General features: G+C 61.8%; 10 protein-coding genes. 6 read left to right on the top strand and 4 right to left on the bottom strand.

Annotated elements, in window-relative coordinates:
• The 4 genes from BLT85_RS03130 to BLT85_RS16930 all read left to right on the top strand — a co-directional run bounded on the left by BLT85_RS03130 (window position 1) and on the right by BLT85_RS16930 (window position 10434).
• A complete protein-coding gene (locus BLT85_RS03130) occupies window positions 1-7296 on the top strand; it encodes a two-partner secretion domain-containing protein (RefSeq protein ID WP_093391776.1) in 7296 nt (2431 codons plus the stop codon).
• 355 nt (window positions 7297-7651) lie between these two features.
• Window positions 7652-8263: a biliverdin-producing heme oxygenase gene (locus BLT85_RS03125; RefSeq protein WP_093391775.1), complete on the top strand. Its 612-nt coding sequence runs from the start codon at window positions 7652-7654 to the stop codon at window positions 8261-8263.
• 3 nt (window positions 8264-8266) lie between these two features.
• Window positions 8267-9343 (top strand): GAF domain-containing protein, encoded by a 1077-nt coding sequence (locus BLT85_RS16935; RefSeq protein WP_172829803.1) that lies wholly within the window; start codon window positions 8267-8269, stop codon window positions 9341-9343.
• Entirely contained in the window at window positions 9325-10434 is a 1110-nt protein-coding gene (locus tag BLT85_RS16930) for a GAF domain-containing sensor histidine kinase (RefSeq protein WP_172829802.1), read from the top strand. The genes BLT85_RS16935 and BLT85_RS16930 overlap by 19 nt, the downstream gene beginning before the upstream one ends.
• Window positions 10435-10461: 27 nt before the next feature.
• Here BLT85_RS16930 and BLT85_RS03115 read toward each other — a convergent pair whose 3' ends face one another.
• The 4 genes from BLT85_RS03115 to BLT85_RS03100 all read right to left on the bottom strand — a co-directional run bounded on the left by BLT85_RS03115 (window position 10462) and on the right by BLT85_RS03100 (window position 13739).
• Window positions 10462-10788 (bottom strand): four-helix bundle copper-binding protein, encoded by a 327-nt coding sequence (locus BLT85_RS03115; RefSeq protein WP_093391774.1) that lies wholly within the window; start codon window positions 10786-10788, stop codon window positions 10462-10464.
• Between the two features lie 110 nt (window positions 10789-10898).
• Window positions 10899-11675 (bottom strand): SIR2 family NAD-dependent protein deacylase, encoded by a 777-nt coding sequence (locus BLT85_RS03110; protein ID WP_093391773.1) that lies wholly within the window; start codon window positions 11673-11675, stop codon window positions 10899-10901.
• 51 nt (window positions 11676-11726) lie between these two features.
• Window positions 11727-13109, bottom strand: coding sequence for an oxygen-independent coproporphyrinogen III oxidase (hemN, locus tag BLT85_RS03105; protein ID WP_093391772.1), 1383 nt, complete (start codon window positions 13107-13109; stop codon window positions 11727-11729).
• Window positions 13110-13304: 195 nt separating this feature from the next.
• Window positions 13305-13739: a hypothetical protein gene (locus BLT85_RS03100; protein WP_093397346.1), complete on the bottom strand. Its 435-nt coding sequence runs from the start codon at window positions 13737-13739 to the stop codon at window positions 13305-13307.
• A gap of 161 nt (window positions 13740-13900) precedes the next feature.
• On the opposite strand from BLT85_RS03100, the gene BLT85_RS03095 reads away from it, so the two are divergent.
• Both BLT85_RS03095 and modA read left to right on the top strand, forming a co-directional pair.
• On the top strand, window positions 13901-15073 hold the full coding sequence (locus BLT85_RS03095) for an NnrS family protein (RefSeq protein WP_407920156.1): 1173 nt from the start codon (window positions 13901-13903) through the stop codon (window positions 15071-15073).
• Window positions 15074-15084: 11 nt separating this feature from the next.
• Window positions 15085-15852 (top strand): molybdate ABC transporter substrate-binding protein, encoded by a 768-nt coding sequence (gene modA, locus BLT85_RS03090; RefSeq protein ID WP_093391770.1) that lies wholly within the window; start codon window positions 15085-15087, stop codon window positions 15850-15852.

The following is a 15852-nucleotide window of genomic DNA, read 5'->3' as shown; positions in this document are numbered from 1 at the left end:
ATGAACCGTATTTTTCGTGTTATCTGGAGTGTACGTCGCAGGGCGTTCGTAGTGACCTCGGAACTGGCCAGCGCTCGCGGCAAATCCCCCAGCACCCGCGGCAGCACCGCCAGCGCAAGCAAGCCCGGCGTGTTCATCGTGACAGCGATCACCGCCGCTTTGAGCATCAATACCGTCTTTGCCGCCGGCGTCGAGGTGGCGAGCGGCAACACTCAGGTGTTCGAGGCGCCGAACGGTGTTCAAGTGGTCGATATTGCCACCGCCAACGGAGCGGGCGTGTCCCACAACCGCTACATTCAGTACAACATCGATGCCACCGGGCAGATTCTCAATAACAACTCCGCGCTGACCCAGGCCGGCGCCTTGCAGTCCCAGCTGGGAGGGCAAATCGTCCCCAACACCAACCTGACCAACGAAGCGCGGGTGATCCTCAACGAAGTGGTTTCGGCCAACCGCTCCTCGCTCAACGGTTATGCGGAAGTCGTCGGCGGTCGCGCTGACGTAGTGATCGCCAACCCCTACGGCATCACCTGCTCCGGCTGCGGGTTCATCAACTCCGACCGAGCGACGCTGACCACCGGTGTCCCAACTATTGGCGCGGACGGGCGGCTCACCGGGTTCAAGGTCAACCAGGGAGACCTGTTGATCGAAGGCAAGGGCCTCGACGGTCGCAATCAGCAGGTGCTGGATCTGGTTGCGCGCTCCGTGAAAGTGGATGGGCAGATCAATGCCCAGGACTTGAATATCGTCACCGGCACCAATCAGTACAATTATGCCGACCGCAGCACCATCGCTCAGGGTAACGACACCAACGCACCGGCCTACGCCATCGACTCCTCGGTACTTGGTGGCATGTACGCCAATCGCATCCAGCTTCTGGCCACCGAGGGCGGCGTCGGTGTGCGCATGCGCGGCGAAGCTGCAGCCAGCGCCAGCGACTTCACCCTCAGTGCGTCCGGCAGGATCGAAATCAACAGCCAGATCAGTGCGAAGCGAGACCTGATCGTGGTCACCACGGCGGGCACCCCTGCTGACACGAGCGTCATCACCGTGACCGGTGACAACGCGGCGCTCACCGCTGAACGGGACCTGCAGCTACAGGCAAACAATGCTGGCATCACGCTGGACCGCAGCGCGCTTACCGCCGGCAATAACCTCGGGGTCACCGCAACGAGCCTCTTGGATAACTCTGCGGCGGGCTCACGATTCGCCGGCAACAATACCTCTATCAACACGACTGGCAACGCCACGATCAATGGTTCCACCTGGGGCGCCGGCAATAATCTGACTGCCAACATCGGTTCGCTGGACGTAGGTACCGCCGGGAGCAAGCTGTACAGCGGCTCCGACGCTCAGGCCGACGGTCGCTCGCTCACCATCACCGCCACCCAAGGCGACATTCGCCTGGCCAACGCCGAGCTCCAGTCGCCCGGCGCTCTTTCGGTGACCTCGAACCTGGGCAGCATCAGCGTCGGCACGCAGGGCTCGGTAAAAGCCGCTGCCGACATGACGCTGGCTGCGGCCAGCGCCATCGACAACGCCGGCAAGCTGCTCGGGGCTTCCACTGTGACTGTTAGCGCAACCGATGCGCAGGCAGCATTCATCAACCAGGGCACTATCGAAGCCGCTTCGAATTTGGTGCTGGGTACCGCCGGGCACACGCTCGATGTGACCAACCAGGTCGGATCCAACGTGATCGCCGATCGAATCGCCATGCAGGCCAATGCGATCGACAACGCCGGAACCATTCAGGCGGCGCAAGGTATGACCGTCGCGGCACAGTCATTGCGCAACCGCAGCGGCGCCCAGTTGACGACCTCCACTGTCGTGGGCGGTGATGCCGACTTGAATATCACTGGGTCGCTTGGCAACCAGGGTACGCTGCAATCGAGCGGCGACCTCCGGATTGCCGCCACAGGGGTCGTCCAGAATGACGGGGCGATGCTGACGCTGCGCGATACCCAGGGCGGCGATAACGGCCGCCTGGATATCACATCGACCCGTCTGGACAATACTGGCGTAGTCGACGCTGGCGGCAGCATGGCCGTGACGGTATCGGACGGCATGAGCAACAGTGGCGCCCTCCAGTCGGACGCCGATATGACGCTCAGCACGGGCAATGGACTGGCCAACCTGGCCGGCGGCAGCATTGTTGCCGATCGCAATCTGTTGCTGACGTCCAACAACGCGAGCTTCGTGTTCACCAACACGGGTCGCCTGATGAGCTGCTCCAGCCTGGCAGTAGGTAGCGTGGGCCGCTCCGTGCTGCTGAACAACCAGATCGGCGCCCTTTTGCGCGCTGGTGACGCCATGCAGATTACCGGCAGCCAGCTCAACAACCAGGGCTCCGTGATCGCCGCCAATGGGCTCACCGCAAACGTCGGTACCCTGATCAACGGCGCCAGCAGTAATACATCTGCACGGTTGAGCGGCGGCGCTCTGAGCGTAGCCGGCAATCAGCTCACCAACCATGCTGTGATCACTGCCAACAATGCCATGACGGTTAACGCCGGCAGCTTCGTCAACGGCACCGGCGCCAACACTGCTGCATCGATTACTGCGGGAAGCCTGGGTCTGACCAGCACTCAGTTCAACAATCAGGGCGTCATCGGCGTGCAGAACGGGATGACGGCCAATGTCGGAACCTTCATCAACGGCGACGTTGGCAACAGCGGTGCGCTTATACGCGCTGCAGGTCTCGATAACGCTACGAGCCTGTTGCGTGCCTCTGGCACCTTCAGCAACCACGGCGGCCTGTTTTTCAGCTCAGCTCTGAACATCGATGCCGCAGGGATTCACAACGCCAATACAGGGGGCATCGCCTCGCTGACCAGCCTTACCCTGACCGGGGCATACGGTTCGCGCATCGACAACTACGGGCAATTCTTCGCTGGTGACGCGCTTCGTCTGACCAGCACCGGCGGTACGGTTCGTAACTGGAGCTCCGGCAGTATCGATAGCTACGGCACCCTGCACAGCGCCAGCGCCGATTTCGAGAACAACGGCGCCGTCGTAACAGTAGGCAACGCCATCATCGATGCCACAGGCTCGTTCATCAATCGCACGCTCCACAATGGTCAGGTGATCACCAAGGAATGGGGCGATATCGTCGCGGGTGATCAGATCAGCAGCGTGCAGATCGGCGAGGAAGGAACCTTCGACAGCGGCCAGAACGTGTGGATGATGGACGCCCGATTCACCCGGGAAGAGCGTTTCGTCGGCCTTACCGCTGCAGAAGTCGCGGCTCTGACCAAGGCTCAGATCATCGTCAACGGTGCCGGGAACGCGCTGAGCGTGAACTATCGCTCGGGCACAGGCGAAAACACTGGCGGAGTAATGTCGGCCAATACGGTCAACATCACCGGCAGCGGGACATTCACCAACCAGGATCTGACCCTGCATCGTTACACCATGGTCCGCCGCTGGATCCGTGTGGATGACGAAAAGTCCGGTGACGACTGGTTCGTGTCGTTCGCCCGCATCGACCCAAGCCGTGACGGCGCCGCCTACACTGGCGATCCTGGCGATGGCAACTGGGACACATGGCACCCTGGCGCAGGCTGGGTCAAGGTTGCCCATACCGCCGGTGACGGTTTCCCGGGCTGGCTTGCAGATGATGCGCTGGCGCGGGCGGTCGACGGTGCGATCATGGAAGGCGCAGTGGTCACTGCCCGGAGCGGTTCCGGTATCTTCGCGACCAGCTTCAACTTCAATGGCGGCACGCTGGTCAACGCCGGCTCGCCGTGGCCGGACGATCGCTCGCTGGCGACGGTCGGCAACGAGACTTCCGGCAATGGCGGTTCCGCTCCGACCATGTCGGGTGTCGAGAACAACGGCGAGACCGGAGGCTGGTCACCAGACAAGATCACTACCCAACCGGGCCGCACCCTGCTGCCTGGCGGGCTGCAGATCAGTCTGCCGGCCAACCCGAACGGGTACTACGTCATCGCCCGTGATCCGAATGCCCGCTATCTCGTGGAAACCAATCCGAACTTTGCTGTCGGCTCCAACTTCGTTGGATCGGACTATCTGGCCAAGCGTTACGGCGTCAATCCTGACAACGTACAGAAGCGTCTCGGCGACGCCAATTACGAGGCCTACCTGATACGGCAGCAGCTGATTCAGCAGACCGGCAGCAACATCATCAAGGGCTACGATAACGAAGCAGCGCAGATGCAGAAACTGATGGACCAGGCCTACAAGCAGGGTCAGACACTGGGCTTGCAATTCGGCAAACCGTTGACGCCTGCTCAGGCAGCTTCCCTGACCGAAGACATCGTCTGGATGGAAGAAGTCGAGATCGACGGCCAGAAGGTGCTGAGCCCCAGAGTCTATCTGGCAGCGGCAACCATCGCTGCGATCAACACCGGCGCTGTGATCGGTGGGGACAACGTCAACATCGCCGGGACGGGCCTGCAGAATACCGGCGGCACGATCGAGGGCAGCGACACCCTTGCCATCAAGACAACCGGTGACGTGGTCAACACCAGCGGCAACATTCGCGGCGGCGATGTCAGCGTGACGTCGACCGAAGGCAGCATCCGTAACGAGACGGTGGCCAAAGGTGCCGGAGACGACACCACCTACGTGACTGCGATCGGCAAAACCGCCGGCATTGAGTCGACCGGCAACATGAAGCTGGACGCGGCCAAGGACATCACCGTGCTCGGTGGCAATGTCGAAGCGAAGGGCGCCGCCACTCTGAAGGCCGGCGACGCGATTACGTTCGATACCATCGTCGACAAGAACACCAGCAGCACATCCAGCAGCAGCAGCGGACTGTTCAGCAGTACCAAGACACAGACCACCGTGGGCACCGAAAAGAACATCGGATCGGATTTGAAAACCGGCGGGAATCTGGGGCTGCAAAGCGGCGGCGACACCACTATCGCCGGTAGCAACGTCGATGTGGGCGGCGACCTTGACGCCGATACCGGCGGCAGTTTCAAGGTCATCGCGCGCCAGGACAAGGTGATCAGCGACACGCAGACCAGCACCTCCGGGCTTGGTGTCGGCGGCGGCCTGTATGGGGAACAGAAGACCACGGTCAATGACTTCCAGGGTACGAACGCCGGCTCTACGCTGAACGTTGGCGGTGATGCCTCGGTGAAGGCTGGCAAGGAAATGGTGCTGCAGGGATCGGATGCGAACATTGCCGGCAATGCCGATATCGATGCTAAGGAAGGGATAATCATCCTTGACGGCCTCGATGAAAGGCGCACCACCAGCAAAACCGAAACCACTACTTTCTTGAAGCTGGAAAGCGACGGCGGCGCGCAGGCTTCTGCCGGGGCCAAGGCTGGCGGTACCGAGGCTTCAGCCTCGGCTGAAGCCGGAGCCGAAGGCAGCGCCAATCTCAAGCTCGCCGAAACCAGCACCACCACGACTCGCGCAGGCAGCAACACCAGCGTCGCTTCGAACCTCAACGTAGGCGGCAGTCTGGGTTTGAAGACCGAGGGTGCCGTGACCGTACAGGGTTCGAACGTGGCCGCCGGTGGCGATCTGGCTATCGACGCCAAGGACGTTAACGTCCTGACGGGCCGCAACGAGCAGTGGAGCGAGAGCGAGACCAATACCGTATCGGTCGGCATCTATAACGAGGCGGAAGCCGGAGCCAAAGCTGGAGCCGAAGCAGGCGTGGACCAATACGGTGTGGCCAGCGCCAATGCCGGCGCTTCGGCCGAGGCCGGCTCCACTACCACATTGGGTGCTCGCGTCGAAAACTCCACCGAGTCCAGCTACAACCTGACCAACTCGGCATCTTCGCTGACTTCCGGCGGGAATATGAAGATCACCGCCAAGGACACCGCAACCTTCCAGGGGGCGAACGTCGAATCCGGCGGCGACATGGCGATCGAGGCAGAGAACATCCGAAACGTGGCCGCGCAGGACATCAGCACATCGAGTAGCTCGGCGAGCACGCATACTGCCGGACTTTACCTGGGCACCAATGCCTCGGCTGAAGCCAGCACCAGTGTCGACTCGAACGGCCAGGCTCAGGCAAGCGCAAGCGCCAGTGCCGAAGCCAGCGCTGGGGTTCGCTACGCCAACACGTCCGAAAGCAGCACGGAAGGCTCGATTACCCAGGTCACCAATACCTTCAAGTCTGGCGGCGATTTCACCCGGACAGCCAAGGACACGATCGTCGACCAGGGTACCCAGGTCGACGCAGCCGGCGACCTGACGCAATCAGCGCGGGTCATCCGCGATGAAGCGGTATCGGATGCCAGTTGGTCCAGCAGCAGCTCGGAGAGTCACGACGCCCGCATCGGGGTGTATGCCGGAGCGGAAGCCGAGGCCAGCACGGACGGCGGCGCCGATGCCGGCGCGGGCGTGGGAGTGAAGGCCTCATACGACGGCTCGATCGAGAAGGAAAGCGAAAGCAGCACCACTGCGGTCGTTAGCCGCTTCAAGGCCGGCGGCAATATCAGCTCCACTTCCAAGGAAGAAACCGTGTTGGTGGGCGCGCAGTTCGAGTCGGGTGGCGACACCACACTCGACGCAGGCTCGCTCGACTACCAGGCAGCACGGGATACGTCGAGCAGCTCCAGTACCAGTCACGAAATCGGTGTCGAGCTCAAGGCCAGCACGGGCGATGCGAGCGCGGAAGCCAACTACGAAATGGGCACCAGCAGCGAGCAGTCTTCTACGGCACGCACCGGAGGCATCAGCTCTGGGGGCAACCTGACGATCCGCACGCGTGACAATGCGACCTTCGAAGGCACCAATCTCAACGCCGGAGGGGCCGCCGATATCGCAGCCGGCGGAAATGTGGACTTCAAGGCTGCGCAGGATACTGCCAGCAGCTCAGAAACCGGCGTTTCGGTGGCGCTCGGGGTGTCGTCCAGCAAGACGGACTCCGGCGGCAAGGAAAAGTCGGGAGAAATGGGTCTCGGCGCCGAGCACAACCAGGCATCGAGCTCCACTGCTCAGGTAGGGTCTATCACCGCAGGCGGTCCGATACGCGTGTCCGCAGGCAACGATGTCACCCTCCAGGGTACGCAGCTCAGTTCGGGCGGAACGACAGAGCTCAGCGCAGGTAACGAGGTGAAGCTGGAATCAGCTGAAAGCACTTCGTCGGAGTTCGGCATCAAGGCGGACCTGTCGCTGAAGGGAAGCAGCACCACAGGCGGCACCGGTGCGGGCAATGCCGGCGCAGCAGCCGCGGACGAGGACGAGAAAGAGCCGGAAGGATCGTCATCGCTGGGGCTGTCCACTGGTTCCAGCAGCCAGAAGACCAAAGCTAATATCCAGTCTTCCGGAGGCACGATCATTAGTCAGAAACAGGGTAACTAAATAGGTCAGGCAGCGCGGCTTTCGTCGCGCTTGCTGAGTCGCTCAAGCCCGCGCCAGCCGCGGGCTTTTATTTGAAGCAGGCAAATCTGAAAAATCCAAGAAACCGCGGTGGCTTCTGCGGCAAGCTCCAGTAAAGGGCCGGGCATCTTGCGGGCAGCGACAGAACGCCCGATTTCCTTTCATTGCCAATCCGACGGGGTACGCCGCAATACACGCACCCGGACTTGCCGGGACGAAGGCCGATTGTGTATCGTCTGTCCTTGGCGCGAAACGTTGGTCCTAAAGGGACAACGATGCTTGAAGGGGACTCAAGTCTGACGGTCGCGGCGAACCACACCCTGCAAGCGAAGCCGAAATGACCCGAAGTACCGATCCATCTCCGGCGTTAGCCGCTCTGCGCGACGCCACGCGGACGCTCCACTCTGATCTGGACCAGCTCTCTCCGCTGAACCAGGACACGCTTCAGACCGGTAGCTATTTGCACCACGCCGCGCGCGTATTGGGCTGGATGCATCCGCTCGAGCATGCCCTGTGGCACGCACCCATGGCCGCCTCGCTGCCAGCTCAGTTTGCGGTCGAGAAGCGGCGAGACAAGAGCGCCTGGCTCGAACGAGACTTGCTCGATGGTGGATACTCCTCACTCGATGTCGCCAATATCCCACACTGTCCCTACATTGCCAGCCCATCCAATCAGGCTGAATTGCTAGGAATGGCCTATGTGGCCGAAGGCGCGACATTGGGCGGCACTTTTCTCAGAAAGCGCTGGGCAGGCCGATTCGACGGACTGTCGCTTCGCTGGCTGCAGGGTTATGGTGCTGAAACCGGCACGATGTGGAAGACATTTCTGCACGTTCTGGCTGTACAGGTGACCACCCCCGCCGAAATTGCCGATGCCCAGCGAGCAGCGCAAACTACATTTCTCTCGTTTCGTCGGTGGGTCATCGACGAAGCGGATATACGGGGGTAGCCGATGGCTGAAGATGTCACTCCGACCGTCAGTCTCGACAACTGCGATAACGAGCCGATCCACATTCCCGGCGCCATCCAGCCGCACGGCGCATTGCTGGCGGTAGACACGCAGGCCCGCGTCCTGGCCTATAGCGACAATTTCCAGGCAGTGGCTGGCTCGGCTCCGGAAGTAGGCATGAACGTCTGCGAAGAGCTAGTCGGGGCGGCTGTCATGCGGTTACTCGACGAAGCACTAGCCGCACGCCGTCCCTGGACGAACAGCATCGAAACGTGTCGGGGCGATACGGTGTTCGATGTCATTGGTCATACGCATGACTCAGTCTGCTATCTCGAATTCGAGCCACGTTCCGGCGGCATCGCGTCGTTCACTCAATTCGCTCTTTACGCCCAGCGCATCATCAGCCAGGTTCAGCTACGTGATGATGTCGGCGTGCTGCTTGACAGCGTCACAGACGAGATAAGACGCATGACCGGCTACGACCGGGTGATGGCTTACCGGTTTCGCCCTGACCTGTCTGGCGAGGTGGTCGCCGAGTCCCGTCGCGAAGACCTGGGCAGCTTTCTGGGTCAGCGTTATCCCGCCACGGACATTCCGGCCCAGGCGCGCCGCCTGTATATACAGAATCCAATTCGCCTGATTGCCGACGTCAAATACGTGGGGTCGCCGCTGATTCCGAGCCTCAATCCGCAAACCGGTCTGCCCTTCGATCTGAGCCACAGCACCCTGCGTAGCGTATCGCCGATCCATTGCGAGTACCTGTCGAACATGGGTGTTCAGGCGTCCATGAGCGTGTCCATCGTCGTCGACGGGAAACTCTGGGGCCTGTTCGCCTGCCATCACATGTCGCCCAAGACTCTGCCGCATCCCGTGCGTATGTCGTTTCAGGTGTGCTCGCATGTATGCAGTGCGATGGTCGAGCGTCTCGAAGCCCATCGTGAGAGCGAGCTGGCCCACCGAGGCGCTGAGCGCCGTTCGATGCTGATGCGCCAGGTGCGAGAATCCGACGATATTCTCCATGCGCTGGCCAAACCCGATCTCAACGTGGCGAGCCTGATGGAGTGCGACGGCGCGCAGTGATGATGGGCGGGCGCGTGTTGTGCGTCGACGGGGACTTCGAACGCTTGGCACTGGCCGTGGCCAGTCAGCTCGACGAGCTGGGCAAAGACGAGTTCACTACCGACCGCTGGCAACACGCCGACCCGAACTGCGAAGATGCGCGCTACTGCGGAGTGACCGCGGTGCGCTTCCATCGCGCCAACGCCGGTTGGATCATCTGGTTCAGACTGGAGGAAGTACACAAGATCCGCTGGGCCGGCAAGCCGGAGAAGATTACCGCCATCGGCCCGTCCGGCGCGCGGCTGACACCCCGCGGCTCGTTCGAGGCCTGGGAAGAAACCGTCCGCGGAGCTTCCGCGCCCTGGACGGACAACGACATCGCTACGGCCGCGACGCTACGCAATGACATGATTGAGGTATGTCTCACGCGGGCCAGCGAGATCGATCGCATGCGTCAGCGGCTGATCGCCACACTCGGACACGATCTGCGCACGCCCTTGCAGTCGATATCCATGGCCGCATCCATGTTGTCCAACGACAGCGGGCGCACCGGCGAACTGCGCGAACACATCAACTATTCGAGTAGTCGCATGGAGCGACTGATCACCCAGATTCTGGAAATGAGTCGCCTGCAGGCGGGCTCCAGCATCGCCGTGCACCCGGTCGCGACGGACGTCTCGTCACTGGTACGCGGTGCGCTGCAGGAAACCAGCCTTGCCTACCCGGGGTACCCCATGGAGGTCGATGTCGAGAGCGATGTTCATGCCGTTATCGATCCGGACCGTTACGCCCAGGTCGCAGTGAACCTGCTGAGCAACGCGCGGCACCACAAGAAGCCGGGCACGACTGTGCAGGTCCAGCTTTCACGAAACGCGGGTGAGGTCGTCTTGCGGGTCTGCAACGAGGCGGATCATTTGAGCGAGAAGCAACTTGCGACACTGTTCGTGCCGTTCAAGCAACAGCACATGTCTGCAGAGCGTAACCGCACTGGGCTGGGAATCGGTCTCTACATCTCCTCGGCCATCGCCGAAGCACACAAAGGCAGGATCGAAGTGTCGCAGGATCAGGGGCTGATTACCTTCAGCCTGATCCTGCCATTGCAGGCAGCGTAGCGAACGCTACGCCTGCCTGATGCGGCATCAGGCCGCCATGCGCTCGCATTCCTCGGCGCATTTCCGGCACGCCTCGGCGCACTCCTGGCAATGATCATGGTCGTGCTTGCCACATTCCTCGGCGCAGGCACGGCAAATTTTTGCGCATAGCTTGCAAATATCTTTAGCAAATTCGCTGTTGCGAGCCATGGCTGCGGCGGCCATCGCGCAGATGTCGGCGCAGTCCATATCCAGAGCAATGCAACGCGCCATCATCTTCACGTTGTCTTCGCGCAGACACGCCGTGGAGCAGGTTTGGCAGACGATTGCACAGTTGCTGCAGGCCTCGATACAGGCTTGGTATTGGCTGTTCATGTGTGTCTCCCGGTTGGTTCAACAAGGTCAGCGCACCGAGAACCGGCCGCGCTCAATGGTTGGACACGCGCGAGAAATGAGGTTCAACCACTCCAGACAACTCGATCAGCTCAGACAAGCAAGCGCGGCAACCAGCTGCCCGCGGGCCCCAGTAAGCACCAGTCGCGTTCGCATACCAGTGGCGGTCGCTCGGGATTGACGTGAATGACTTGTGCGCCATTGTCGTGCGCCGGCTGCGGGAGCTCTGCCGCCGGATACACCACGCCCGACGTGCCGACCGAGATCATCAGATCGCACTGAATGGCCGCGTTGTAAGCATGGTTCATTGCTTCTTCCGGCAACATCTCGCCGAACCAGACCACGCCAGGCCGGGTCGCCCCGCCACATGCAGCGCAGCGCGGCGGTTCGAGACGACCCTGCTCGTCAGGCTCCTGCGAGAGGGCTGACAGGTCCTGGGGTGCACCGCAATCGAAGCAGCGGGATTTGAGTATCTCACCATGCAGGTGCGTCACCCGATCGCTGCCGGCCCGCTCGTGCAGATCGTCGATGTTCTGAGTAATGACTTCCACGCGTGGGACTCGCTCGGCCAGGCTGGCAATCGCCTCATGCGCCGGGTTCGGCAGAGCTTGCATCACCTGTCGCCGCCGCGCGGTGTACCAGCCCCATACCATGGCCGGGTCGGCCAGGAACCCTTCTGCCGTGGCAAGCTGCATCGGATCAAACCGACTCCAGAGAGCCGCTTTTTCTGCATCCCGAAAGGTCGCTATACCACTCTCGGCCGATACGCCCGCCCCGGTGAATACCACGACGTAGGACGCATTGCCCACGGCGTCGTGAAGCTGGTCTGGAAGGGTTTCGCCGGCGCTGATGGTTTGTCGATCGTTCATCCGTACTCCGGTAGCTGTGCTGAATGATCCCAGCATAGCAACCGGAGCGGGTCAGATGATCCGCGAGAAGCGCTGGTTGGAATCGACGCTTTGATAGGCGTCGAACACCATGCACACCGAGCGCACCAGCAGCCGGCCTGCCGGCAACACGTCGATCCCGGTTTCGCCCAGGCGGATCAACCCATCACGGTCCATCTGCTGCAACATGGGAAAACAATCACCGAAGTAGTCGCGGAAGTCGATTCCGAGCCTCTGCTCGATGTCTGCGAAGCGCAGGCTGAAATGGCAGATCAGCTGGCTGATCACCGCCCGCCGTAGACGGTCATCGGCATGGCCCACCAGGCCGCGGCGCGTCGCCAACTGCCCTGCTTCCAGCGATCCCTGGTACTGCTTGATGTCGGCGGTGTTCTGACAGAACAGATCGCCGATCTGGCTGATCGATGAGACGCCCAGCCCGACCAGATCGCAATGTCCGTGCGTGGTGTACCCCTGGAAGTTTCGCTGAAGCGCACCGGTTTCCTGGGCGATGCTCAGACTGTCGTCGGGCAGCGCAAAATGATCCATGCCGATGTAGCGGTACCCCGCCTGCATCAGTTGGCGAATGCTGCTCTCGAACATCTCCAGTTTGGCTGTGGCGCTCGGGAGGTCTGCTGCGTTGATGCGCCGCTGTGGCAGGAAGCGCTCTGGCAGATGGGCATAGTTGAATACCGACAACCGATCCGGCTTGAGCGCAATGATCGCCTCCACCGTGCGCGCAAAGCCTTCGGGAGTCTGCTTCGGCAGGCCGTAGATCAGGTCGATGTTGATCGAGCGGTAGGCCAGCGTGCGTGCCGCTTCCATCACCGCCTGGGTCTGCTCGAGGCTCTGTAGACGATTGACCGCGCGCTGCACCTCCGGATCCAGATCCTGCACCCCGAAACTCGCGCGATTGAAGCCGAGCTCGCGCAGCAGCCCAATGGTCGACCAGTCGGCCTCGCGCGGATCGATCTCGATACTGTAGTCGCCGATGTCGTCGTCACGCAGCTTGAAGTGTCGACGCAGCTTGGACAGCAGGTCACGCAGCTGGTCATGACTGAGAAAGGTCGGCGTGCCGCCGCCGAAATGCAGCTGCTCGATGGTCTGCTCGCTACCCACGTGGCGACTGACCGTCTCGATTTCGCGGTACAGGCTGTCCAGGTAGGACTGCGCGCGACTGCGATCCTTGGTGATCACCTTGTTGCACGCGCAGTAGTAGCAGATGTTGGCGCAGAACGGCACGTGCACATACAGCGACAGGTCGCGGTTGACCTCGCGACTCTTGTCCAGGGCGTGCAGCAGGTGCATCGGCGCCACCCCGTCATGGAACTGCACGGCGGTCGGGTATGAGGTGTAACGCGGGCCAGCCTTGTCGTATCGGCGGATAAGGTCGGCATCCCAGCGGGGTGAATTGAACATATCGGGACGCTCCGGGTAGTGGGGTATGCGGCAAGCCTATCGCTCGACAGGATGCGCAGTTTTGATCCATATCAAGTTCGCGCCGACCCGCCTCTTTTATGCTATTTGAGGCTCTTCTGCGAGCGAGCTGTTGCCGGTTGCTGGCGTCCATCGTCTACAGAGGCGGCGGCTGCCCAGCCCAGCGCCGTGTAACGCTCAAAGGGTGAACATCGCCTTGGCGCAAATCACGACCAGCACGGCATGCATCAGCAGACTGATATTGAGCAGATGCATGCCGTGCGGGCCGATTCGACCACTTTTGCGCAGGAAAATCAGTGCCACGTAATGCGCGACGATAAGCAGCGCGAGAGCGATCTTGAACGTGAGCAATGCGGAAAACTGGCTGGAAAACGGCTGTGACAGCACCGCCCGATACTGCCAGCCGAGCGTCAAACCGGCGCCATAGAGAACCAGCGCAACCCAATGCACAACGCGACGCGCTCGCTGTCCTAAAGCCGTAGCCAACCGGCTCCGATCGCCTTCAGGCAGGTCCCTCATTACCGGTGCGAGGATGAACACCTGGAAAAACAGCGTGCCGATGAAGGCGATCGCCCCCAGCAGGTGTAAAGTCTTGATGGCTGTATATGACATGAAAGCGCCCTCTCTTGGCTGCCGAAGCATAACCAACTGCCGCTGCGCCGCCCAGGCACGCAGGCGGAGTACCTCCAATGGCTTATTGTTCGCACTGACCCTGCGCCTCAGCATACCCATCCACGCGCCAAGCCGCGCCGCTGTTACACGAGTCGATGCCTATGTCTGACACCCAGCTTCCCCCTGCCCTGCTTCGTCTGGGCTTCCGACCGTTCTTTCTCGCTGGTGGCCTATTTGCCGCGCTTGCGGTGCCGATCTGGCTTCTGGCGCTGTTTGGTCATCTGGATTGGCAGCCCAGCGGTGGCTGGCTGGCCTGGCACCGACATGAAATGCTCTTCGGCTTCGGCGCCGCCATCATCGCCGGCTTCCTGCTCACCGCAGTGCAGAACTGGACTGGCGTTCCCGGGCTACGCGGCACGCCGCTGTTGATCCTGGTTGGGCTGTGGCTGGCCGGCCGGATCGCCTGGCTGCTCGGCTTGACGCCATGGCTGGTACTGGCGCTCGACGTTGCTTTTCTTCCTGCTCTGGCTGTAGCGATTGGCAGCAGCCTGATCAAGGTACGGCAGACACGAAATTATCCAGTTCTTCTGGTTATCACCCTGCTGGCCCTGGCCAACCTCCTGGTGCTGGTCGGGCTCGTGCAGCAAAGCGACCAACTGGCACGCCAGGGCAACCTGGGCGCGCTCTGGCTGATTGCCGCATTGATCGGCGTCATCGGCGGGCGTGTGATTCCGTTCTTCACGCGCAATGGGCTAACGCTTGCCGCCCCAGCCGAAGCCCTGCCCTGGCTGGACAATCTGCTCTTGGCCGGAAGCATCATCGTTGCGCTGTTGATGTTCAGCGGCACGGCATTGGCACCGAGCCCCTGGCTCGCCGCACTGTTTACCGTGATGGGGCTCGGCCACGCTCTGCGTCTGGTCCGCTGGCACCATGTCGGCATCTGGAAAGTGCCGCTGCTTTGGTCGCTGCATCTGGCCTATGGCTGGCTGGTTCTCGCGTACCTGGCGATGGCGTGCTGGCACGCCGGCTGGCTGATCAGCTTTACCCAGGCCACACACCTGCTGGCGATTGGCGGCATGAGCGGCATCATTCTGGCAATGATCGCGCGTGTCAGTCTCGGTCATACCGGACGGCCGCTGAGAACGCCGTTCACCATGTCGGTGGCCTTCGTATTGATCAACCTCGCCGTGCCAGCTCGAGTGTGGCTGAGCCATGTTCACCTGTCAGCCGGGCTATGGCTGGCCGCAGCCGCGTGGTCGGTCGCCTTCGGATTATTCGTCTGGCACTATTGGCCGATGCTTAGCCGTCCACGACCGGATGGCGGTCCGGGTTAGGAGGAATTCCGATGCGTCGCGCATTTGCCGTTGTCTGCCTGTTGTTCGCTATCACACCGAAAGCCTTCGCTGATCTCAGCATCGCCGCGGCATCCGATCTGCGTCCGGCACTGGAGCAGATACTGCAAGCCTGGAACGCCTCGCACCCTGACTCGCAGGCCAGCGCGACCTACGGCTCCTCCGGTCGCTTCGCCACACAGATCCGCAATGGCGCACCCTTCGATCTGTACATGTCTGCAGATATCACCTATCCGCGCGCGCTCCAGGAGGAAGGACTGACCGATGGCGAGCCGCGCACCTATGCGCTGGGCCGCCTGGTGTTGTGGTCACGCAGTCCGTTTCCCGAACGGATCAACGAGCTGGCCAACACCGAAGGCCGTATCGCCATTGCCCGGCCCGAGCATGCCCCGTACGGCGCGCGTGCGCGTGAAGCGCTGGTAAACCTGGATATCTGGAATGCCGTCGAGCCCCGCCTGGTGTATGGCGAGAGCATCAGTCACACGGCGCAGATGGCCCAATCCGGCGCAGCCGAGTTCGCTCTGCTCGCGCTGTCGCTGGTTGGTGCGCCGAACCAGCAGGCGCCTGGCCATTGGCAACGGATTCCGGTTGGACTGCACAGCCCGCTGGAGCAGGCGCTCGTCGTGACCCTGCACGGGGCAGGGAAACACCAGGCTGACCAGCTCGCCGATTATCTGCTCGGCCCCGAAGCGGCCGCAGTGCTTGTCGACTTCGGCTTCGAACGCCCGCCGGTACCCGGCGGTATTGCTGGTCAGCGCTAG

It is taken from the genome of Halopseudomonas xinjiangensis, from assembly GCF_900104945.1.
Taxonomy (GTDB): Bacteria; Pseudomonadota; Gammaproteobacteria; order Pseudomonadales; family Pseudomonadaceae; genus Halopseudomonas; species Halopseudomonas xinjiangensis.
The sequence above is the reverse complement of the archived record's forward strand: the minus strand, read 5'-3'. Positions and strand labels throughout refer to the sequence as shown.